18 protein-coding genes are annotated in these 19,322 nt (G+C 70.7%); 8 read left to right on the top strand and 10 right to left on the bottom strand.

Annotated elements, in window-relative coordinates; genetic code table 11:
• Positions 1–33: 33 nt before the first annotated feature.
• On the bottom strand, positions 34–1,212 hold the full coding sequence (gene dgoD / locus NKI68_RS18780) for a galactonate dehydratase (RefSeq protein WP_254546829.1): 1,179 nt from the start codon (positions 1,210–1,212) through the stop codon (positions 34–36).
• Complete coding sequence (locus NKI68_RS18785) at positions 1,209–2,153, bottom strand: C-terminal binding protein (protein ID WP_254546830.1); 945 nt, start codon at positions 2,151–2,153, stop codon at positions 1,209–1,211. Before NKI68_RS18785 ends, dgoD begins: the two co-directional genes overlap by 4 nt.
• Before the next feature lie 89 nt (positions 2,154–2,242).
• Here NKI68_RS18785 and NKI68_RS18790 point away from each other — a divergent pair, with 89 nt between their 5' ends.
• Positions 2,243–3,811: a TCP-1/cpn60 chaperonin family protein gene (locus NKI68_RS18790; RefSeq protein ID WP_254546831.1), complete on the top strand. Its 1,569-nt coding sequence runs from the start codon at positions 2,243–2,245 to the stop codon at positions 3,809–3,811.
• Between the two features lie 87 nt (positions 3,812–3,898).
• On the opposite strand, the gene NKI68_RS18795 is transcribed toward NKI68_RS18790, so the two are convergent.
• Positions 3,899–5,590 (bottom strand): TCP-1/cpn60 chaperonin family protein, encoded by a 1,692-nt coding sequence (locus NKI68_RS18795; protein WP_254546832.1) that lies wholly within the window; start codon positions 5,588–5,590, stop codon positions 3,899–3,901.
• A gap of 137 nt (positions 5,591–5,727) precedes the next feature.
• Here NKI68_RS18795 and NKI68_RS18800 point away from each other — a divergent pair, with 137 nt between their 5' ends.
• From NKI68_RS18800 to NKI68_RS18810, 3 genes are all read left to right on the top strand, one after another.
• Positions 5,728–6,732 (top strand): phosphotransferase family protein, encoded by a 1,005-nt coding sequence (locus tag NKI68_RS18800; RefSeq protein WP_254546833.1) that lies wholly within the window; start codon positions 5,728–5,730, stop codon positions 6,730–6,732.
• Entirely contained in the window at positions 6,729–7,997 is a 1,269-nt protein-coding gene (eno, locus tag NKI68_RS18805; protein WP_254546834.1) for a phosphopyruvate hydratase, read from the top strand. The genes NKI68_RS18800 and eno overlap by 4 nt, the downstream gene beginning before the upstream one ends.
• A 332-nt stretch (positions 7,998–8,329) precedes the next feature.
• Positions 8,330–8,707 carry a cupin domain-containing protein gene (locus NKI68_RS18810; protein ID WP_254546835.1) on the top strand — a complete coding sequence of 126 codons (378 nt, stop codon included), beginning with the start codon at positions 8,330–8,332 and terminating at the stop codon, positions 8,705–8,707.
• A gap of 102 nt (positions 8,708–8,809) precedes the next feature.
• Here the strand turns inward: NKI68_RS18810 and ilvC are convergent, their stop codons facing one another.
• Positions 8,810–9,805: a ketol-acid reductoisomerase gene (ilvC, locus tag NKI68_RS18815; RefSeq protein ID WP_254546836.1), complete on the bottom strand. Its 996-nt coding sequence runs from the start codon at positions 9,803–9,805 to the stop codon at positions 8,810–8,812.
• A gap of 56 nt (positions 9,806–9,861) precedes the next feature.
• Positions 9,862–10,956, bottom strand: a complete 1,095-nt coding sequence (locus tag NKI68_RS18820) for a mandelate racemase/muconate lactonizing enzyme family protein (protein ID WP_254546837.1) — start codon at positions 10,954–10,956, stop codon at positions 9,862–9,864.
• 77 nt (positions 10,957–11,033) lie between these two features.
• On the opposite strand from NKI68_RS18820, the gene NKI68_RS18825 reads away from it, so the two are divergent.
• Positions 11,034–11,810 (top strand): SDR family NAD(P)-dependent oxidoreductase, encoded by a 777-nt coding sequence (locus NKI68_RS18825; protein WP_254546838.1) that lies wholly within the window; start codon positions 11,034–11,036, stop codon positions 11,808–11,810.
• Between the two features lie 9 nt (positions 11,811–11,819).
• Here NKI68_RS18825 and NKI68_RS18830 read toward each other — a convergent pair whose 3' ends face one another.
• Both NKI68_RS18830 and NKI68_RS18835 read right to left on the bottom strand, forming a co-directional pair.
• Positions 11,820–12,479 (bottom strand): RraA family protein, encoded by a 660-nt coding sequence (locus tag NKI68_RS18830; RefSeq protein WP_254546839.1) that lies wholly within the window; start codon positions 12,477–12,479, stop codon positions 11,820–11,822.
• A gap of 46 nt (positions 12,480–12,525) precedes the next feature.
• Positions 12,526–12,867 (bottom strand): cupin domain-containing protein, encoded by a 342-nt coding sequence (locus tag NKI68_RS18835; protein ID WP_254546840.1) that lies wholly within the window; start codon positions 12,865–12,867, stop codon positions 12,526–12,528.
• A 99-nt stretch (positions 12,868–12,966) separates the two neighbouring features.
• Here NKI68_RS18835 and NKI68_RS18840 point away from each other — a divergent pair, with 99 nt between their 5' ends.
• From NKI68_RS18840 to NKI68_RS18850, 3 genes are all read left to right on the top strand, one after another.
• Positions 12,967–13,752: an SDR family NAD(P)-dependent oxidoreductase gene (locus tag NKI68_RS18840; RefSeq protein ID WP_254546841.1), complete on the top strand. Its 786-nt coding sequence runs from the start codon at positions 12,967–12,969 to the stop codon at positions 13,750–13,752.
• 115 nt (positions 13,753–13,867) lie between these two features.
• Positions 13,868–15,001, top strand: a complete 1,134-nt coding sequence (locus NKI68_RS18845; protein ID WP_254546842.1) for a mandelate racemase/muconate lactonizing enzyme family protein — start codon at positions 13,868–13,870, stop codon at positions 14,999–15,001.
• Positions 15,002–15,040: 39 nt separating this feature from the next.
• Positions 15,041–16,120 carry a mandelate racemase/muconate lactonizing enzyme family protein gene (locus tag NKI68_RS18850; protein WP_254546843.1) on the top strand — a complete coding sequence of 360 codons (1,080 nt, stop codon included), beginning with the start codon at positions 15,041–15,043 and terminating at the stop codon, positions 16,118–16,120.
• Between the two features lie 46 nt (positions 16,121–16,166).
• Here the strand turns inward: NKI68_RS18850 and NKI68_RS18855 are convergent, their stop codons facing one another.
• From NKI68_RS18855 to NKI68_RS18865, 3 genes are all read right to left on the bottom strand, one after another.
• Positions 16,167–17,378 (bottom strand): ABC transporter ATP-binding protein, encoded by a 1,212-nt coding sequence (locus tag NKI68_RS18855; protein WP_254546844.1) that lies wholly within the window; start codon positions 17,376–17,378, stop codon positions 16,167–16,169.
• Between the two features lie 85 nt (positions 17,379–17,463).
• The gene (locus tag NKI68_RS18860; protein WP_254546845.1) at positions 17,464–18,336 is read right to left on the bottom strand and encodes a carbohydrate ABC transporter permease; all 873 of its coding nucleotides are present in this window, start codon (positions 18,334–18,336) and stop codon (positions 17,464–17,466) included.
• A gap of 39 nt (positions 18,337–18,375) precedes the next feature.
• Positions 18,376–19,320, bottom strand: coding sequence for a carbohydrate ABC transporter permease (locus NKI68_RS18865; protein ID WP_254546846.1), 945 nt, complete (start codon positions 19,318–19,320; stop codon positions 18,376–18,378).
• Positions 19,321–19,322 lie beyond the last annotated feature (2 nt).

The following is a 19,322-nucleotide window of genomic DNA, read 5'->3' on the forward strand; positions in this document are numbered from 1 at the left end:
CGTCGGGCGGCCTCAAAAAGGTTCCCGCGTCGCTCACCACTCGGCGACGCTGCCGTCCTCGTGCCGCCAGACGTCGCGGTAGACGGAGAGCGCGTCCCCCCAGTCGACGGCCGCGGGGTCCTCCGCCGCCTCCCGAACCGCCGACTCGTCGAGTTCGACGCCGAGGCCGGGGGCGTCCGGAACGTCGACGTAGCCGTCCTCGTACTCGAATATCGACGAGTCCGCGAGGTAGTCGAGCAGGTCGGCCTCGCGGTTGTAGTGGATGTCGAGGCTCTGTTCCTGGATGAGCGCGTTCGGCGTGGCGGCGTCGACCTGCAGGCAGGCCGCCAGCGCGACCGGCCCCAGCGGGCAGTGCGGCGCGAGCGCGACGTCGTACGCCTCCGCCATCGCCGCGATCTTTCGCACCTCCGTGATGCCGCCCGCGTGCGAGAGGTCCGGTTGCACGACGTCGACCGCGCCGGACTCGAGGAGCGGCTTGAAGTCCCAGCGGGTGAACAGCCGCTCGCCCGTGGCGACGGGCGAGTCGGTGTGCGCCGCGACCTCCGCGAACGCCTCGACCTGTTCGGACAGGACGGGTTCCTCGACGAACATCGGGTCGTAGGGGTCGAGCGCCGCCGCCAGCTTCTTCGCCATCGGCTTCGCCACCCGCCCGTGGAAGTCGACCGCGACGTCGACGTCCGGCCCGACCGCCTCCCGGACCTCCCGGAGGCGCGCGACGGCGGCGGCGACCGCGGCGGGCGATTCGACGCGGCGGAACTCCCCGGTCGCGTTCATCTTCAGCGCGGTAAAGCCCTCCTCGACCTTCTCGCTCGCCGCCTCGCCCACGTCCGAGGGCCGGTCGCCGCCGATCCACTGGTACACTCTGACGCGGTCGCGCGCGCGCCCGCCGAGCAACTCGTGGACGGGCAGACCGGCGCGTTTGCCCTTCAGGTCCCAGAGCGCCTGGTCGATGCCGGATATGGCGCTCATGAGGACGGGGCCGCCGCGGTAGAACCCCCCGCGGTACATCGTCTGCCAGTGGTCCTCGATCCGGGCGGCGTCGGCCCCGCGCAGTCGCTGCTCGAAGAGCACGTCGACGGCCGACGCGACGGGAGCCGGCCCGCCGCCGCCGGTCACGTGCTCGCCCCACCCGACGGTGCCCTCGTCGGTCTCGAGGCGGACGAGCAGCCACCGCGGCGGGACCGCGAACGTCTCGCAGTCGACGAGCGTCACGGGTCGTTCACCGCCGTCTCGGGGCGCTCGCCCTCGAGCGCCTGCCGGATCGCCCGCGCGACGCCCTCGCGGCACTCGCGCTCCGACTCCTCGGAGTACCACGCCTGGTGGGGCGTGGCGACGACCCGCGGGTGGTCCCGGAGGGGGTTGTCGACCGCCGGCGGTTCCGTCTCGAACACGTCGAGCCCCGCGCCGGCGATCTCGCCGGCGGAGAGCGCCTCGATCAGCGCCGCCTCGTCGACGACGGGGCCGCGCGCGACGTTTATCAGGGACGCCGTCCCCTTCATGCGGGCGAAGACGTCGGCGTCTATCATCCCCTCGGTCTCCGGCGTCAGCGGCGAGTGGACCGAGAGGTAGTCGGCGCGCTCGACGGCCTCCTCGAACGAGACGAGTTCGGCGTCGTGGTCGGCGACGTCGTCGGGTCCGAGGTACGGGTCGGCCGCGAGCACCGTCGCGCCGAGCGCCGCCGCCCGGTCGCCGACGCCGCGACCGAGCCTCCCGAAGCCGACGACGCTCACCGTCTCCTCGGAGAAGCGACGTATCTCCGCGGCGCGGTCGGTCTTCCACTCGCCGGCGGCCATCCCGGTACCGTACTGCTTGAGCTGGCGGTCGAGCGCGAGGATCAGGGCGATCGCGTGGGTCGGCACCTCCTCCGTGCAGTAGTCGGGAACGTTCGCCACGTAGATGCCGCGCTCCGTCGCCGCCTCGACGTCGATGTTGTCGACGCCGATTCCGTAGCGGGCGATGACCCGACAGCGCTCCAGTCGGTCGACGTCGGCGGCGGAGACGACGTCGACGTGGTTGATGAGGGCGTCGGCGTCCGCGAGCGAGACCCCGTCCTCGTCGAGGCGTCGTATCTCCGCGACGTCCCCCAGTATCTCCCGCTCGACGCTGAACTCCCCGTAGCGCTGGTCGGTCGCGACCACGGTGTATTCGATCATCGGTGGGTGCACGCACGCGGTGAGCGTATAACCTTACGGGGCTCCCGCGGTCCAACACACCTATAACGCCCTGTGCACCATCGGACGGCATGGCCGAGAACGCGCGCGCCACCCTGACGGCCGACGCCCGTACCGTCTGTGACCTCGTCCGGACCACGCTCGGGCCGTTCGGCGCGAACAAACTCGTGATCGGCACGGACGGAACGGTGACGACGACGGCGTCTGGGTCGCTCGTTCTCGACTCGCTCGAACTCGACAATCCGGCGGTGCGGCTGTTGAAGGGGGCCGCGAGCGACTTCAGGAACGCGCACGGCGACGGGTCGAGCACGGTCGTCGCGCTGACGGGCGCGCTCCTCGACGAGGCGGACCGCCTCTCGGAACTGGGACTGCACCCGACGACGATCGAGCGGGGGTACCGCGAGGCGCTCGGCGTCGCCGTCGACCGACTGGAACGGAGCGCCCGTCCGCTCGAGGCGGTCGGCGTCGACGCCGTCGCGCGAACGGCGCTCACGGGGACGCGCAACCCGAACACGCGCGCGCAGGTGGGCGGGTACGTCGAGCGCGTCGCCGCGACGCTCGACGCCGACGACGGCTTCGACGCCGACCGGGTGGCGGTCCGCTCGCGGCTCGGCGGGGCCGAGGCCGAGACGGAACTCGTCGCGGGCGTCGTCCTCGATCGCGACCCGGTGACCGACGACATGCCGCGGACGCTCGACGACGCCGGCGTGGCGGTGCTCTCGACGACGGTGGACGTGCCGCGGCTCGGCGGCGCGACCGGCCGGCTGAACGCCGGAATCCGCATCACGCCCGAGACCTTCGAGGACCGCGCCGCCCTCGGCGAGACCGAGCGCGAGCGCTTCCGCGAACGGCTCGACGCCGCCCTCGACGCCGGGTGTCGCGTCGTCGTGACCGGTCGCTCCATCAACGAGCGCGTCGAGCGGACGCTGGCGAACGCGGGCATCCTCGCGCTCCAGCGCGTCGACGAGGGGGACCTGCGGCGGATCGCCCGCGCCACCGGCGCGACGGTCGTCCCCGGACTCGATCAGGTGACGACGGAGGCGGTGGGGCGCGCGAACGTCCGCGTGACCAGGCGGGCAGGCCGCGACGTGACGTCCTTCGAGTCCGTCGGCGAGGAGCGAGCGCCCGTGTACACGCTGTTCTGTCGGGCTCCGGACGCGCGGTCGGTGGAGGCGTTCGAGCGCTCCGTCGAGAGCGCGCTTGCCGCCGTCGACCACGCCTGCCGGACGCGGACCGTCGTCCCCGGCGGCGGTGCGGCCGAGACCGGGGCGACGCTCGCGGTCCGCGAGCACGCCCGGTCGGTCCCGGGAACCGAACAGCTCGCGATCGAGGCGTTCGGCGACGCGCTCGCGGTCGTCCCGCGGGCACTGGCGGTCAACGCCGGCATCGACGGCTGGCGCGGCCTCGTCCGCCTCCGGGTCGCCCACCACGAGGGACGCGACGCGGTGGGCGTCGACTGCCTGTTCGGGGAGACGCGGGACGTCCTCGCGGAGGACCCCATCGCCGAACCGACGGGGCTCAAGCGGGAGGTGTGGTCGGCGGCGACGGACCTCGCCGTCCACCTCGTCCGCATGGACGCCGAACTCCCGGCGTCGGACCTGAGCGACGACGAACCGGCAGGTCGCGAGGAGCGGCGTTGACGGGGACGGCGTCGACGGGGACAGCGTCGACGGGGACAGCGTCGACGAGGACGGCGTCGACGGGGACAGCGTTGGCGGGGACCGGCGTCACTCCCGTTCGGGGTTCGGGCTGAAGCGGCCGAGGTCGACGCCGGGGTGGACCACCGCGTCGACGGTCAGCAACTGTTCGGTGACGGCGTTGGCCGTCTCCAGCGCCTGCGAGAACAGCCGGCGGGGTTCGACGACGCCGGCGTCCCACGCGTCGAACGGTTCGCCGGCGGCGGAGATCCCCACGTCGAGCGGTCCCTCGCCGGTGGCGTGTTCGGCCCGGAGCGCCGGCACCGCGTCGAGGGGGTCGACGCCCGCGTTCTCCGCCAGCGCCGTCGGCACCGACTCGACCGCGTCGGCGAACGCCTCGACGGCCAGCTGTTCGACGTCGGCGACGGTGGTGGCGTACTCGCGGAGGTCGGTCGCGACGGCCATCGCGGGCGCGCCCGCTCCCGGGAGCACCTGTCGGTCGGTGGCGGCCGTCGCGGTCACTTCGAGGGCGTCCTCGAGCAGTCGCTCGTGTTCGGCGCTCGCCGTCTCCGTCTCCACGTCGACGACGAGGGTGTAGACGCCACCCTCGCAGTCGTCGAAGAAGGTCCACTTCTCGTCGCCGACGCGGCGTTCGGTCACCGACCCGGCCACCCCGAGCCGGTCGGGTGAGAGTTCCGAGAGGTCGTCGACCACGGTCCCGCCGGTCGCCCGCGCCAGCCGGTAGACGTCTGCGAGCGGGTACTTCACCTCGTCGACGACGGCCACGCCGCGGGCCTCGAACGCCGTCCGTTCCCGGTCGCCGAGGCGCTCCTGGGAGACGAGCACGTCGACGCCCATCCCGGCGAGGTGATCGGCGACCGCCGCGACGCGCCGGTCCAGCCCCTCGGTGTAGGCGTCCCACTGCTCGAACGACTCGATGACGACGCCCGGGTCGCCCCCCTCGCCGAACGACGTCGCCGTCCGCTCGAAGTCGATCTCCTCGTCGACGAGCGCCACCGTCGCGTCGGTCACCGGATCGAGCGTCGACCAGTCGAACTCCCGCACCGACTCCTCGGACTCGTCGAGCGGCCCGGGGTAGCGGCGAACGACGAGGCCGCGGTAGCGACCGCCCGGTGCCTCGGGGCCGGCGAGTACCTTCGCGTCGTCGGCGTCGACCCAGTCGACGTCGCCGCTTCCGGCGAGCGCGCGAACCGCCTCCGCCACCCGGGAGGCGTACGTCGCGCGGGTGGTCGCGTCGAGCCCCCCGGTCATCGACGTCGCGGCGACGCGTTCGAGGGGTGCGGTGTCCTCCGGGTCGATCTCGCGGGCGAGCGAGTCGAGGACGACCCCCGCGCGAGCGGCGGCCATCGCGTACCCGACGACGACGTTCCCCGGGTGGAGCCCCCGCTCGACGAGGTCGATCCCCTCGCCGAGGAGGGCGTCGCCGACGAGGACGGCGGTGGTCGACCCGTCTCCGAGTTCCCGCCGCATCGCGTCGACGGCGTCCACGAACAGCGCGGTCACGGGGTGGCCGAACCCGCCGCCCCGCTCGATTGCGTCGAGTATCTCGCCGGCGTCGGACGTCCACACCGTCTCCGGTCTCCCCTGGAGGTCCTCGGTCGCTATCTGGCTGGTCATGCCGTTCGGGCCGAACGACGACCGGACGAGCGACGCGACGGCTCGCGTCCCCGCCGAGACGAACGTCCGGGCCTCCTCGTCGCGCAGGGTCCACGACCCCGCGTCGACGCGGTCGTAGCCTCCGTCCTCGCGTCCGACGTCCATGCGGGAGGAATAGGAGGTCCGCCTGATAAACCTGCCCGTGTGTCGACGATAGCCTGCTCCGCCGGGTAAGGATAAAGACGGACGCCCCTCTGTGTCGAACGATGACGAACGAACCACGCGAGGCGAGGTGAGACCGGATGGCTGAGACCGCCACGCTCGACGCGTCGACGGCCGTGCCGTACCTCCGTCGGCACGGCGTCGTCGACGGGGACGCCGAGGCGTCGTCGCTCGGCGGCGGCGTCTCGAACGCCGTCGTCCGCGTCGACGCGGGAGCGGAGTCCTACGTGCTGAAGCAACCGCACCCGAACCTCCGCGTCGCGGACGACTGGCCGGCGGACGTCTCTCGCGTCCACAACGAGGCCGCCGCCGCCCGCGCGTACGCGGACGTCGTCGAACGGGCCGGCATCGACGACGTGGTCGTCCCCGAGGTGGTGTTCGAGAGCCGCGAGGACCACGTCATCGTCGTCACGTGCGCGCCGGACGAGGCGACGATGTGGAAGCGGGACCTGCTGGCCGGCCGCGTCGACGCCGGGGTGGCCGCGTCGCTCGGTCGGTTCCTCGGGACGGCCCACCGGCTCGCGGCCGGGACGGACGACGTCCGGGCGTCGTTCCGCGACAAGACGCCGTTCGACCAGCTCCGCGTCGACCCGTACCACCGGACGACGGCCGACCGCCACCCGGACCTCGCAGAGCCCGTCCTCGCGGAGGCAGAGCGGGTCCTCGCTGCCGACCGGACGCTCGTCCACGGGGACTACAGCCCCAAGAACGTCCTCGTCGCCGACGACCTGTGGGTGCTCGACTTCGAGGTGGCCCACTGGGGCGACCCGGCGTTCGACGCGGCGTTCATGCTCAACCACCTGTTCATCAAGTCGATCCACGTCGCCGACGCGCGCGCGGCGCTCCGCCGGTCGGCGCTCGCGTTCTGGCGGCGGTACGAGGCGGCCGTCGAGTGGGACGTCGAGCGGGAGACGGTCGCCGAACTCTCGGTGCTGATGCTCGCGCGGGTCGACGGCAAGTCGCCCGTCGAGTACGCCGACGAGACGACGCGAGCGCGGTTGCGCGAGGTCGCCACCCGCGGGCTCCGCGGGGAGGCCGAGACGGTGGACGGCTTCGCCGACCTGGTCCGGGAGGCGTGTGCGTGAGCGCGACGGTCACCGGCGTCGACGCCTGGGAGGTGCTCGACTCCCGCGGCGACCCGACGGTCCGCGTCGCCGTCGACGTCGAGGGGGGTCGCGGCGTCTTCACCGTTCCCGCGGGGGCCTCGACGGGGGCTCACGAGGTCGTAGAGCGCCGCGACGGCGGCGAGCGGTACGGCGGTAAGGGCGTGACGGCGGCGGTCGAGGCCGTCCGGGAGACGCTCGCGCCGGTCGTCGTCGGGATGGACGCGACCGATCAGCGGGCGATCGACGCCGCACTCGTCGAGCGCGACGGTACCGGGGACCTCACGAACCTCGGCGGTAACGCGGTTCTCGGCGTCTCGGGCGGCGTCGCCCACGCCGTCGCCGACGCCCGGGACGAACCGCTCTACCGGACGCTCGCCGACGGCGACCCGGGGGCGATCCCGCGGCCGATGGTGAACGTGCTGAGCGGCGGCCTCCACGCCCGCGGCGGCATCGAGATACAGGACTTCCTCGTCGTACCGACGGGCGCGGAGACCTACCCGGAGGCGCTCGAGACCGCCTGGTCGGTCCGCGACGCGGTCCGCGAGCGCATCGAGGCCGACGGCGAGCGCCCGCTCGTCGCCGACGAGGGCGGCTACGCCCCGCCGCTCGCCGACGTCGACGACGCCTTCGAGTTGCTGGCGTCCTGCGTGCGCGACGCGGGCCACGAGCCGAGCCGAGACGACGTGGCGTTCGCCGTCGACGTGGCGGCGACGCACTTTTACGACGAGCGCGACGGGTCGTACGCGCTGTCCGCGCTCGACCGGCCGCTGGACCGCGAGGGGATGATCGACCTCGTCGCCGGGTGGACCGAGCGCTACCCCGTCGTCTCGGTCGAGGACCCGCTGGCGGACGACGACTGGGAGGGGTGGGCGCGGCTCGCCGATCGCCTCTCGGGCGTCCAGTTGCTCGGCGACGACCTGCTCGCGACGGACGCCGCCCGGATCCGGCGGGCGGCCGCGTCGGGCGCGGCGAACGCGGCGCTCGTCAAGCTCAATCAGGCCGGGACGGTGACGCGGACGCTCGACGCCGTCGAGGCGGCCCGCGACGCCGGCTTCGCGACGGTCGTCTCGGCGCGCTCGGGCGAGACGTGCGACGCCACCATCGCGGATCTCGCGGTCGCCGTCGACGGCGGCCAGATAAAGATCGGCTCGCTCGCCCGGTCGGAACGACTGGCGAAGTACAACCGCCTGCTGGAGATCGACCGCGCCCTCGACGCGCCGCTCTCGGCGGACCCCGCGCCGTAGTCGCACTGTCGGTCGTACCCGATCCGAAATTCTGGACACTCTCGACACCCCTGACACCTGGGTGTCTGGTGTGTCAACGTCGGGGTGTCGATGACGTCAGGGGTGTCAACGTCGAGGTGTCAGGAGGTGTCTGGTGTGTCAACGTCGGTGAGTGCTGACGTCAGGAGGTGTCAAGGGTGTCAATGACGTCCGGTGTGTCGACGGTCGGTACGAACGTGCTGGCCGGCGGAATCACTCGAGCGGGGCCGGTGCGTCGACGCCGCGCTCGTCCGCCGGCGCGTCCCGCGATCGGACGACGCACCTTTTTACCCGACGGCGGCGAACCCCGGGCGATGTCGGACGAATACACCGCGGTGCGAGTCGACGAGGTGGAACGGAAGCCGTCGGCGAGTTCGGGGACCGACCACGTCGACCTGGTCGAACGGCTCGGCTGCACGGAGATGCGGCCGAAGGTGTGGTACCTCTCGCCCGGCGACGCGATGAGCTACCACCGCCAGACCGAACAGGAGGAACTCTACTACGTCCTCCGGGGACCGGGTCGCATGAAGATCGGGGGCGAACTCGTCGACGTCCCGGAGGGGACGGCGGTCCGCGTTCCGCCCGAGACGGACCGACAGGTGCTCAACGACACCGACGGAGAGCACGTCTGGCTCATCGTCGGCGCGCCGCCGGCGACCGACGACGGCCGGCCCGCCTCCGAGGACGTCTAGCCCGCGGCGTCACGTCGGAACGTCGACGTGACGTCGGGGTGTCCGTGTTCCATCGAAACGGCGGCGGTGCCGACCGCCGCTCGCCCGTCCCGTCCTCCCCTCTCAATCGCGTCCGAAGAGCTTCGCCATCGTCTCCCGCTCCGCCCGGATGAACGCCGATTCGCGTTGCTTCTTGTAGAGCCGCTTGAGGCCGGGGCGGTCGAGCCGTTGTTCGACGCTCCACTCCCGGACGAACGTGCCGTCGTCGATCTCCCGCAGGCGCTCCTCGACGAACGCCTTGAGCGGCTCGTGGTCGAACTTCTCGGCGCGGGAGAGCTGGCCGTACTGGCTGGTCGTCGAGTGATAGGGCAACTGGCCGAGGAATCCCTCCTCGGCCATCAGCTCGAAGATCTCCGCCATCTCCTTCGAGAGGTAGAGTTCGGACATGGCGATCTCCGGGGGGATGCCGTGGGCCACCTCCACCTCGAACTTCGCCCGCATCGCGCCCATCAGCATCGGCACCAGCGCCTGCTCCGAGAGCAGGTCGACCGTGGTCTCCATGTCGAACGTCCCCTCGACGACGCCGGCGGACGTCGACCCGATGCCCTTCGCGAGCGCCAGCGCCGTCGCCGTCGCCTCGCCCGTCGCGTCCTGGTTCACCGCGAGGATGCTCGGGAAGCTCTCTCCCGCCTCGTAGAGCGTGCGGACCGAGGGGCCGCCCATCCGCGGGGCGACGAGGACGACGTCGACGTCGTCCGGGGGCTGGATCAGGTCGAAGGTGACGTTGTAGCCGTGCGAGAAGGAGAGCGTGTCGCCAGCCGCGAGGTGCGGTTCGACCTTCTCCTCGTACACCTCGGGAGCGACCTCGTCGGGGACGAGCAGGACGACGACGTCACCCTCGGCGGCCGCCTCGTCGATGGCGTAGGCCTCGAAGCCGTCCTCGCGGACGCGCTCGCGGTAGTCGTCCGACCGGTTGCCGACGACCACGCTGACGCCGGAGTCGCGGAGGTTCAGCGCCTGCGACCGCCCCTGGTTGCCGTAGCCGATGACCGCCACCGTCCGACCGTCGAGGGTCGACAGGTCGGCGTCCTCGTCGTAGTAGACTGTCGTCTCGGACATCGATGAGCGATGCGTTGGCACGCATCATGACGTTACTGGTCCGCCTCCCCCCCCGGTCAGTCGAAGGTGACGAGGTGATCGTCCTTCGCGTCGGGATCGATCCGGTAGCCGTGTCCGGGGCGGTCCGGGAGGTGGACGTGCCCGTCCTCGACGACCGGCGTCGGGTCGAGGAGCGGTCCCGTGTCGTACTCCGGGATGTACTCGACGACGAACCCCGTCCCGGCGGCGCTGACGACGTGCGCGCTGACGACGTAGTAGAAGTGCGTCGCCAGGGGGACGTTGTACGTCGCGGCGAGATCCGCCACGCGCGTCTGTCCGGAGACGCCGCCGGCGCGGATCAGGTCCGGCTGCGCGATCTCCATGCCGCCGCGCTCCAGGAGGCGGACGAACTGCTCGGGGCGGTTCAACATCTCCCCCGTCGCCAGCGGGGGCCCCGTCGCCGCCGCCACCCGCGCGTGGCCGTCGAGGTCGAACTCCGAGATGGGTTCCTCGACCCAGTCGACGCCGTGTTCGTCCATCGCCGCGACCGTCTCGATGGCCTCGGGGACGGTCCACGCCTGGTTGGCGTCGACGAAGACGTCGGCGTCGGGACCGACCGCCTCGCGGACCTCGGCGACGCGGCGGGCCTCCTCCTCGGGCGACTTGTCGCCGACCTTCGTCTTGAACGCGGTGAAGCCCGCGTCGGCGAACCCGCCGTGGAGGTCGGCGAGGTCGTCCAGATCGTGGTGGGCGTCCATGCTGGAGGCGTAGGCGCGGACGCGGTCGTCGTCGCCCCCGAGCAGTCGATAGAGGGGCTGGTCCGCGGCCTTGGCCTTGATGTCCCAGCAAGCGACGTCGATGGCCGAGCGGGGCCACGCCGACAGCCCGAGTTCGCCGTAGTAGACGGTCCGTGCGCGGAGTCGCTTGCGCAACTCCTCGGTGGCGAAGGGGTCGGCTCCGACGACTACGTCCCGGAACTGCGAGTCGACGAACCGCTCCATCAGGTCGGGCGCGAAGCCGAGCGAGTTCATCCACCCCGTCCCGGTGTACCCCTCGTCGGTCTCCAGTTCGACGACCACGGTGTACAGGTCGGTGATCTCGAGCCGCGAGTCGCCCACGACCCGGTCGAGCGGCCGGTGGAGCGTGTAGGTGTCGACGTCCGTTATCTCCATATGGAGCGTGCGACCGTCTCTCAGATAAACCTGCGTCCGGAGGAATAGCTAAGTCCACCCCGTCGGAGTGTGTCACCATGACGAACCAGTTCGAGCACGTCCCCGTCTCGGTCGAGGGGAAGACGGCGGTCGTCGTCGGAGGCACCAGCGGCATCGGCCGCGCCATCGCGCGGGCGTTCGCCGCCGACGGTGCGGCCGTGGTCGCGTCGAGCCGGACCGAATCGAGCGTCGAGGCGACGACCGAGGAACTCCGCTCGCTCGGGTCCCCCTCGGTGGCCGTCACCTGCGACGTCACCGACCGCGACTCGCTCGAAGCCCTCTACGAGGCGACCGTCGACGAGTTCGGCGGCGTCGACGTGCTGGTGAACTCCCCGAGCGCCATCGCCCGCCGAGGGGTGCTCGACGTCACCGAAGCGGAGTGGGCGTCCGTCCTCGACGTGCAACTGACGGGCGTCTTCCGCGCGTGCCAGACCTTCGCCCGCGGGATGGACGAGGGAAGCATCGTCAACATCGCCTCGCTCTCGTCGGTCGTGACGATGGCGAACCTCGTCGCCTACTCGACGGCGAAGGGGGCCGTCGACGCGTTCACGCGCACCGCCGCCAAGGAACTGGCCCCCGAGATACGCGTCAACGCCATCAGACCGGGGTACGTGGCGACCCCGCAGACGGCGGACGCCTACGCCGAGGGGAGCTACCGCTACGAGCGCATCCGAGAGCGCGCCCCGATGGGACGGATGGCCGACCCGCGGGAGATCGCCGGCGCGGCCGTCTACCTCGCCAGCGACGCGGCCTCGTACACGACGGGCGAGATCCTCACGGTGGACGGCGGGTTCGCCGCCAGCGCGTTCGAGTAGACTCGACGCCTAGAACGCGCCGAACTCGCGGTAGGCGTCGAGCGGGGCCGTCCCGCCGCGGACGGCCTCGCGCACGTCGTCTTCGGTCCCGGCCTTGGCCTCCGCCCGTTCCAGTACCGTCTCCGCCACGTCACCCGGCACGCAGACCACGCCGTCGACGTCGCCGACCAGCACGTCCCCGGGGCGTACCTCGACGCCGCCGACGAGCGCCGGGACGTCCCAGTCGTCCAGTCGCCACCTCGGGGGCGCGTCCGCCGGCGTCCGGTAGCGCGAGAAGACGGGGAATCCCCCTTCGAGGATGCGCCGCACGTCGCGGACGCCGCCGTCGACGACCGCCCCGCGACACCCGCGGGCGGCGAGCGCCGTCGTCGACAGTTCGCCGAGGTGGGCCGCCTCTTCGTCGTTCGTCTCGTAGGCGACGACGCCGTGTTCGGGGGCGTCGCCGAGCATCCGGAGGAAGCGTTCGATGTTCTCGTCGTAGTCGGCCCCCTCGTCCGGACGACCCCGGACGGGGAAGGCGAGCCCCGCCATCCGGGTGTCTCGGGTCAACGGATCGATGGCGCTCGCGAGCGTCCGCCGTTCGTAGCCGAGCGCGTCGAGGCTGTCGGCCACCGCACCCGGATGTAACTGCGCGTACCGGTCACAGAGTTCGCCGTCACTCGGTGCCATGCTCACCTTGCTCCGGCGGCGGAGATAACGCTTCGGTCGGTAGCAGTCAGTCGTCCGCCCACGGGGGGACGGGCCGCGGCGGGCTGAATATCTCGACGCCGACCGCGGGTTCGTCGCCGCGGTTCTCCGCGGCGTGTACCGCCTCGCCCGGGATCACGTACGAGTCCCCCGCCTCGACGGGGTACTCCTCGCCCTCGACGGTGAAGACGAGTTCGCCGCTGAAGAGGTACCCCGCCTGTTCGTGTTCGTGGCTGTGGTCGCCGACGACCGCCCCCGGCCCGATGTCGAAGTGCTGGACGCTCATCCGCTCGCCCGCGGCGAGTTGCGCCAGTTCGACGCCGTCGAGCACTTCCGGGGCCGCGCGGTCGCCGCTGTGTACGACGTCCATGGCCGACCCTCGCCGTCACCCGACCTAAAGCTTCGGTCGCCGGCGACCAGCGCGGGGGGATGCCAGAGACTATTAGGCGCGACCGTGAGCATCACCCGCATGAACGGACGATTCGAGGGCGAGACGGCCATCGTCACGGGATCGAGCACGGGCATCGGCAAGGCCATCGCGCGGGCGCTGGCCCGGGAGGGGGCCGACGTGGTCACGAACTCCCGGTCCCGCGAGCGGGCGGAGGCGGCCGCGGACGAGATCGCCGCCGAGGTCGAGGGGGCGTCGACGCTCCCCGTCGAGTGCGACGTGACCGACCCGGAGTCGGTGTCGGCGCTCGTCGACGCGACGGTCGAGGAGTTCGGCCGACTCGACGTGATGGTGAACAACGCCGGGATGACGATCGTCGGTCCCGCCGAGGAGATGGCCCCCGAGGACTGGCGGCGGGTGATCGACGTCGACCTCTCGGGCGTCTTCTACGGGTCGCGGGCGGCGGGCAGGCGGATGATCGAACAGGGTGACGGCGGCGCGATCGTCAACGTCTCAAGCATGATGGGGTCGATGGGGCTCCACGGCCGCTCGCCGTACTGCGCGGCGAAGGGCGGCGTCGACAACCTCACCCGGACGCTCGCCGTCGAGTGGGCCGAGCACGGCGTCCACGTCAACGCGCTCGCGCCGGGTTACATCCGCACGGCCATCACCGACCAGTCGATGGAGTCGGCCGGTTACACCGAGGCGGACGTCCGAAACCGGACGCCGCTCGGGCGGTTCGGCACGACCGACGAGATGGCCAACTGCGCGCTCTTTCTCGCCTCGCGCGACAACTTCGTGACCGGCGAGGTGCTCACGGCCGACGGCGGGTGGACGGCGTTCGCGTGGGGGAGTCGGGGCCGGTGAGGGGTCCGTCGGCCACGAGCGGGGGGCCCACCGGGCGAACGCGAAACGTCGCTCCCCGATACCGGTCGACGCGGAAACGGACACAGCTATTACCGTCCCCGGGGGCATCGTCCACATGACCGAGGTGACGGTGGACGCGGTGGAGGCCGTCGGCGTGCGCGCTCCGGTCGACGAGCCGTTCGGCTACTCGCAGGCGTGGGTCCGGGAGCGGACGGCGACGCTCGTCCGCGTCGAGGCGAGCGACGGTACCGTCGGGTGGGGCGAGTGCTGGGGGCCCGTCGAGGGGACGGTCGAGACCGTCGAGTCCGTGCTCGCCCCGCACGTCGTCGGCGAGAACCCCCTCGACGTCGAACGCCTCTACGACCGCCTCTACGACGTGGGGCGGGCGACGTACCAGACGATCGTGCCGTTGCCGGCGATAAGTGGCGTCGACGTCGCGCTGTGGGACCTCGCGGGCAAACTACAGGGCGTGTCGACGGCGACGCTGCTCGGCGGACGACGGCGCGAGTCGGTCCGCCCCTACGTCACGGGCCACTACTTCAAGCCCGTCGACGGGATCGAGAGGCAGTACGATCGCATCGTCGCGGAGGCGCGGGCCAACGCCGACGAACTCGGTGCCGTCAAACTGAAGGTGGGGCTGGAACTGCTCGGCTACGGTCCCGAGGAGGACGTCGAACTCGTCCGCCGCGTCCGCGAGGCCGTCGGTCCGGAGACGACGGTGATGGTCGACGCCAACTACGCCTACGACCGGCGGGACGCCCGCCGCGTGGGCCGCGAACTCGAGTCGCTCGACGTGGAGTGGTTCGAGGAGCCCGTCCGGCCGGAGGACGTCGAGGGGTACGCCCATCTGCGAGAGACGCTCGACGTTCCCGTCGCGGGGGGAGAGTGCCACGCGCCGTTCGAGTTCGACCGCCTGTTCGAGGCGCACGCCGTCGACGTCGCCCAGCCCGACGTCTGCATCGTCGGCGGCCTGACGCCGGCCCGCCGCATCGCGCGTCGGGCGCGCGACCGCGGCGTCCCGCTCGTCCCGCACGTGTGGGGTACGGCCGTCTGTCTCGGCGCGAGCCTCCAGTTGATAGCCACGCTCGACGGCCGACCGTGGCTGGAGTTCGACCGATCCTCGAACCCGCTCCGCTCGGCGCTCGCCGTCGAGCCCTTCGCCGCGGAGGACGGTCGGGTGTCGATACCGGACGCCCCCGGACTGGGCGTCGAACTCGACGCCGAGGCGCTGGCGCGGTACCGCGCGTAGTCGCGTAGTTTGATAACGGGACTCCCCGTAGCCGTCGGCGTGACGCGCGTAACCGACGTCGACGTCGACCTGTACGGCGTACCGAACGAGGAGTCGCTGGACGACGCCACCCAGTCGTTCGACGAACTCGAACTGATAGTCGTCGAGGTGGAGACCGACGACGGCCGGGGGATGGGCTTCACCCACACCATCGGCGAGGGCGGCTCGGCGGTCCGCGAGTTCGTCGAGACGACGCTCGCGCCGGTCCTCGTCGGCGGACCGGCCGCTCCCCGGATCGCCCGCGACCGGCTACGGGCGGCGACGACGTACGTCGGCCGGGAGGGCGTCTCCGAACTCGCCGTCTCCGCCGTCGACATCGCGCTGTGGGACGCGCTCGGTCGCCGCCTCGACGCCCCGCTGTACGAACTCGTCGGCGGCGACCGGAGCGAGGTGCCCGCCTACCAGACTCACGGCGGGTGGCTCCAGTACGACGCCGACCGGCTGGTCGAGAACGCCCACGCCGCCGCCGAGCGCGGCTTCGCCGGGATGAAGATGAAGGTGGGCCGCGGCCACGCCGAGGACGCAGAGCGCGTCCGCCGCGTCCGCGAGGCGTTGCCCGACGAGATGGACCTCATGGTCGACGCCAACTGCGCGTACACCGTCCCAGAGGCGCGACGGTTCGCCAGACATCTCGGCGACGTACCGCTCGACTGGCTGGAGGAACCGCTCGACAAGGGCGACTTCGCCGGCCACGCCGACCTGCGCGACCGGATCGACGTGCCGGTCGCGCTCGGCGAGAACCTGTTCAACGAGACGCAGTTCAAGCAGGCGATGGCGGCCGGGGCGGCGGACGTCCTCCAGCCGGACGTCACCCGCGTCGGCGGCGTCACCGCGTGGATCGGCGTCGCCGACGCCGCGCGCGTCTGGGGGCTCCCCGTCTCGCCGCACTACGTCGAACCGATCCACGTCCACCTGGCGACGGCGTTCGACAACGTCCCCTACGTCGAACACCACTCGACGGTGCTCGACGGGGTCACGGAGACGCCCCTCGAACCGGACGACGGGGCGTTCACGCCGCCGGACGAACCGGGGCACGGAACTCGGTTCACGGGACTCGACGCCTACCGTAAGGACGGCTGAACCGTCGGGCTGAACCGTCGGACCCCCCGAGGGGGCGAGAGCCGGCTCAGAGACCGATGTTCTCGCCGGTACGGTCGTCGAACAGGTGGACCTTCTCGAGGTTCGCCACGAGCGCGACGACCCGATCCTCCTCGATGCGGCTGTCGGGCGCGACGCGGGCGGAGAACTCCCGTTCGATGTCGCCCGGCGCGTCGGCCGGCGTCAGCGTCAGGAACTTGTCCGACCCCATCGGCTCGACGAGGCGGACGTAGGCGTCGAAGGTGTTCCCCTCGCCGACCACGTCGGTGGCGACGTCGGCGTCGTGAACGTCCTCGGGGCGAAGTCCGAGGGTGAGCCCGTCGCGCGGCCCGTCCCACTCGTCGACGGCCGTCGACAGGTCAGCCGGAAGTCTGAACTCGAAGACATCGTTCTCGGCGACGTACCCGTCGCCCGCCTCCCGGACCGTCACGTCGAAGAAGTTCATCGGCGGTTCGCCGATGAAGCCGGCGACGAACTGGTTCACCGGGTTGTCGTACATGTACTGCGGCGGGGCGATCTGCTGGAGTTCGCCGTCGTTCATCACGGCGACCCTGTCGCCGAGCGTCATCGCCTCCGCCTGGTCGTGCGTGACGTAGATGGTCGTCTTGCCGACCCGCTTGTGCAGGTCGTTGAGTTCGGTCCGCATCTGCACGCGCAGCTTGGCGTCCAGGTTCGACAGCGGTTCGTCCATCAGGAACACGGCCGGTTCGCGGACGATCGCCCGGCCGAGCGCGACCCGCTGCTGTTGGCCGCCCGAGAGCGCCCCCGGCTTGCGATCGAGGAGTTCGGAGATGCTGAGTAACTCGGCGGTCTCGTCGACCCGGCGGTCGATCTCGTCTCGGGGGTAGTTTCGCACCTCGAGCGGGAACGCCATGTTGCCCCGCACCGTCTTGTGGGGGTAGAGCGCGTAGTTCTGGAACACCATCGAGATGTTCCGTTCGCGCGGGTCGTACCCGGTGACGTCCTCGTCCTGGATGACGATCCGCCCCGCAGTCGGGGTCTCGAGCCCGGCGACGGTTCGCAACGTCGTCGTCTTCCCGCAGCCGGACGGGCCGACTAACACCAGGAACTCGCCGTCGTAGATGTCGATGGAGACGTCGTCGACGGCGACGACGTCGCCGCCGCCGCTCTCCTCGTACACCTTCGTTACCCCGTCGATGCGGACGTTGACAGTCTCGACGGACTCCTCGCTCGGGGGGCTCCCCGCCTCGAGGTCCGTCGTCTTCGTTGATTCGCTCATCGTGGATTCGTGTGGTGGGTCGAAAGTACGGTTAGCTCCGCTGTTCGGTCGCGCCGTCTCGCGGGTGTGGCGTTCCGGTTTCGGGTCATTCCTTGAGCGCCCCCGAGGTCAGGCCGCTGACGATGTACTGCTGGAAGAACAGCACGACGAAGATGGTCGGCAGGATGGCCACCACCGACGCCGCCGCCAACTGCGCCCAGTTGATGTTCACTTCGCCGACGAAGCTGTACACCGCGACCGAGATCGGCCGCGACGCGAGGTCCTGGGACGCCATGAACGCGAAGAGGAACTCGCGCCAGGAGTACAGGAACGTCAGGATTCCGACGGCGGCCACGCCGGGCTTCGACAGCGGGAGGACCACCTTCGTGAACGCCTGGAACTTCGTGCAGCCGTCCACGAGCGCGGACTCGTCTAGCTCCTCGGGGATCGAGATGAAGAAGTTCCGCATGATGTAGATCATCAGGGGCAACCAGAGGTACACCTCCGCGAGGATGATCCCCGGGATGGTGTTCAGCAGGCCGAGCGCGCTCAGACCCTGGTAGTACGGGATGATGATCCCGATCGGCGGGAACAGCCGCGAGAAGATCACGCCGATGAAGATCACGTTGTCGAAGGGGAAGCGAAACCGGCTGAAGGCGTACCCCGCCGGGACGGCGAGCACCATCACGATCAGCGTCGTGGTCGTGGAGATGATGAGGCTGTTCCGGACGGCCTTCCAGTAGCCCTCGCGGATGAGCACCTCGCGGTACGCGTTGAAGGTGACGGTGTCCGGGAAGTACGACGCGTTGAACACGCCCTGCGCGGAGTTGATCGACGTCAGGAACTCCCAGGTGATCGGAACGAGGATCGTGACGACGCCCATGAGTAACACGGCGTGGACGATCAACGGGCTCTCGACGAAGTCCCAGAACCGCTGTCGTGTGCTGTACGGGATGCGTTCGTAGCTGTCGGCGCTCATGTGCGTGCTCCGGTCGTGTGTGCGTAGTCGTTCATGTTCTCACTCTTCGATGCGCTTGAGGACGACGGTCACGTAGAACGTCGCCAGGACGACGGTGACCATGACGAGGAACGCCGCGATCGCCGACCCGTACCCGAAGTCGAGTTTGACCATCCCCTCGCGGTAGATCATGATCGCGAGCGTCGTCGTCCGCACGCCGGGGCCCCCGTGGGTCATCGGGAAGATGATCGCGAACGCGCGGAAGGCGAACATCCAGCTGATGAGCCCGACGATGGCCATGTACGGGCGGAGGTACGGGAGCGTGATGTGGCGGAACTGCTGGAAGGTGGTCGCGCCGTCGACCCGCGCCGCGTCGTACATGTGCTGGGGGATCGCCTGCAGTCCGGCCAGGAACACGACCATCGCGAACGGCATGCGGAGCCAGGCGTCCACCAGGGTCACGATCGGCAGCGCCAGCCGCTTATTCGAGAGCCACGCGATGCTCTCGTCGATCAACCCGAGATCGAGCAGGATCATGTTCAACAGCCCGTACGGCCCGCCCACGAGGATCCACTTCCACATGAGCGCGACGACCGCGATCGGCAGCGCCCACGAGAAGAGGATGATCGTCGCGTAGCTGTTCCTGAGCCACTTCTTTCGGACGTGGTTGATCGCGAGCGCCAGGACCATCCCCGTCGTGAACGAGACGAGCAGCGAGCCGAACGAGTAGTAGACGGTGTTGCTGAAGAAATCCCAGAACCTGGGCGACGTGAACATCTTCGTGTAGTTGTACAGCGGGGCGAACCGCGGCTGCAGCCCGGGCGCCGTCAGAAACAGCGACTGGTAGAACATCCAGACGACGGGGTAGACGAAGATGGCCGCGATGACCAGCAGCCCCGGGCCCAGCAGCACCAGCAGGATGTGATCGTTGACGAACCTGCTGATCCGTCCCCGCACGGTGTCTGTGTCCGTTCGCAACCCGCCCACGTGAGTTTCTGTTGACATTA

Origin of the sequence: Halomarina pelagica (assembly GCF_024228315.1) — an archaeon.
Lineage (GTDB): Archaea > Halobacteriota > Halobacteria > Halobacteriales > Haloarculaceae > Halomarina > Halomarina pelagica.

What these genes read in the sequence shown, in the direction of transcription:
- NKI68_RS18820 (WP_254546837.1), bottom strand. Translation starts at nt 10,956, where the DNA reads ATGGAGATAACGGACGTCGACACCTACACGCTCCACCGGCCGCTCGAC.
- NKI68_RS18825 (WP_254546838.1), top strand. Translation starts at nt 11,034, where the DNA reads ATGACGAACCAGTTCGAGCACGTCCCCGTCTCGGTCGAGGGGAAGACG.
- NKI68_RS18810 (WP_254546835.1), top strand. Translation starts at nt 8,330, where the DNA reads ATGTCGGACGAATACACCGCGGTGCGAGTCGACGAGGTGGAACGGAAG.
- NKI68_RS18840 (WP_254546841.1), top strand. Translation starts at nt 12,967, where the DNA reads ATGAACGGACGATTCGAGGGCGAGACGGCCATCGTCACGGGATCGAGC.
- NKI68_RS18855 (WP_254546844.1), bottom strand. Translation starts at nt 17,378, where the DNA reads ATGAGCGAATCAACGAAGACGACGGACCTCGAGGCGGGGAGCCCCCCG.
- NKI68_RS18830 (WP_254546839.1), bottom strand. Translation starts at nt 12,479, where the DNA reads ATGGCACCGAGTGACGGCGAACTCTGTGACCGGTACGCGCAGTTACAT.
- NKI68_RS18785 (WP_254546830.1), bottom strand. Translation starts at nt 2,153, where the DNA reads ATGATCGAATACACCGTGGTCGCGACCGACCAGCGCTACGGGGAGTTC.
- NKI68_RS18845 (WP_254546842.1), top strand. Translation starts at nt 13,868, where the DNA reads ATGACCGAGGTGACGGTGGACGCGGTGGAGGCCGTCGGCGTGCGCGCT.
- NKI68_RS18795 (WP_254546832.1), bottom strand. Translation starts at nt 5,590, where the DNA reads ATGGACGTCGGACGCGAGGACGGAGGCTACGACCGCGTCGACGCGGGG.
- NKI68_RS18790 (WP_254546831.1), top strand. Translation starts at nt 2,243, where the DNA reads ATGGCCGAGAACGCGCGCGCCACCCTGACGGCCGACGCCCGTACCGTC.
- NKI68_RS18835 (WP_254546840.1), bottom strand. Translation starts at nt 12,867, where the DNA reads ATGGACGTCGTACACAGCGGCGACCGCGCGGCCCCGGAAGTGCTCGAC.
- ilvC (WP_254546836.1), bottom strand. Translation starts at nt 9,805, where the DNA reads ATGTCCGAGACGACAGTCTACTACGACGAGGACGCCGACCTGTCGACC.
- NKI68_RS18800 (WP_254546833.1), top strand. Translation starts at nt 5,728, where the DNA reads ATGGCTGAGACCGCCACGCTCGACGCGTCGACGGCCGTGCCGTACCTC.
- NKI68_RS18860 (WP_254546845.1), bottom strand. Translation starts at nt 18,336, where the DNA reads ATGAGCGCCGACAGCTACGAACGCATCCCGTACAGCACACGACAGCGG.
- NKI68_RS18865 (WP_254546846.1), bottom strand. Translation starts at nt 19,320, where the DNA reads ATGTCAACAGAAACTCACGTGGGCGGGTTGCGAACGGACACAGACACC.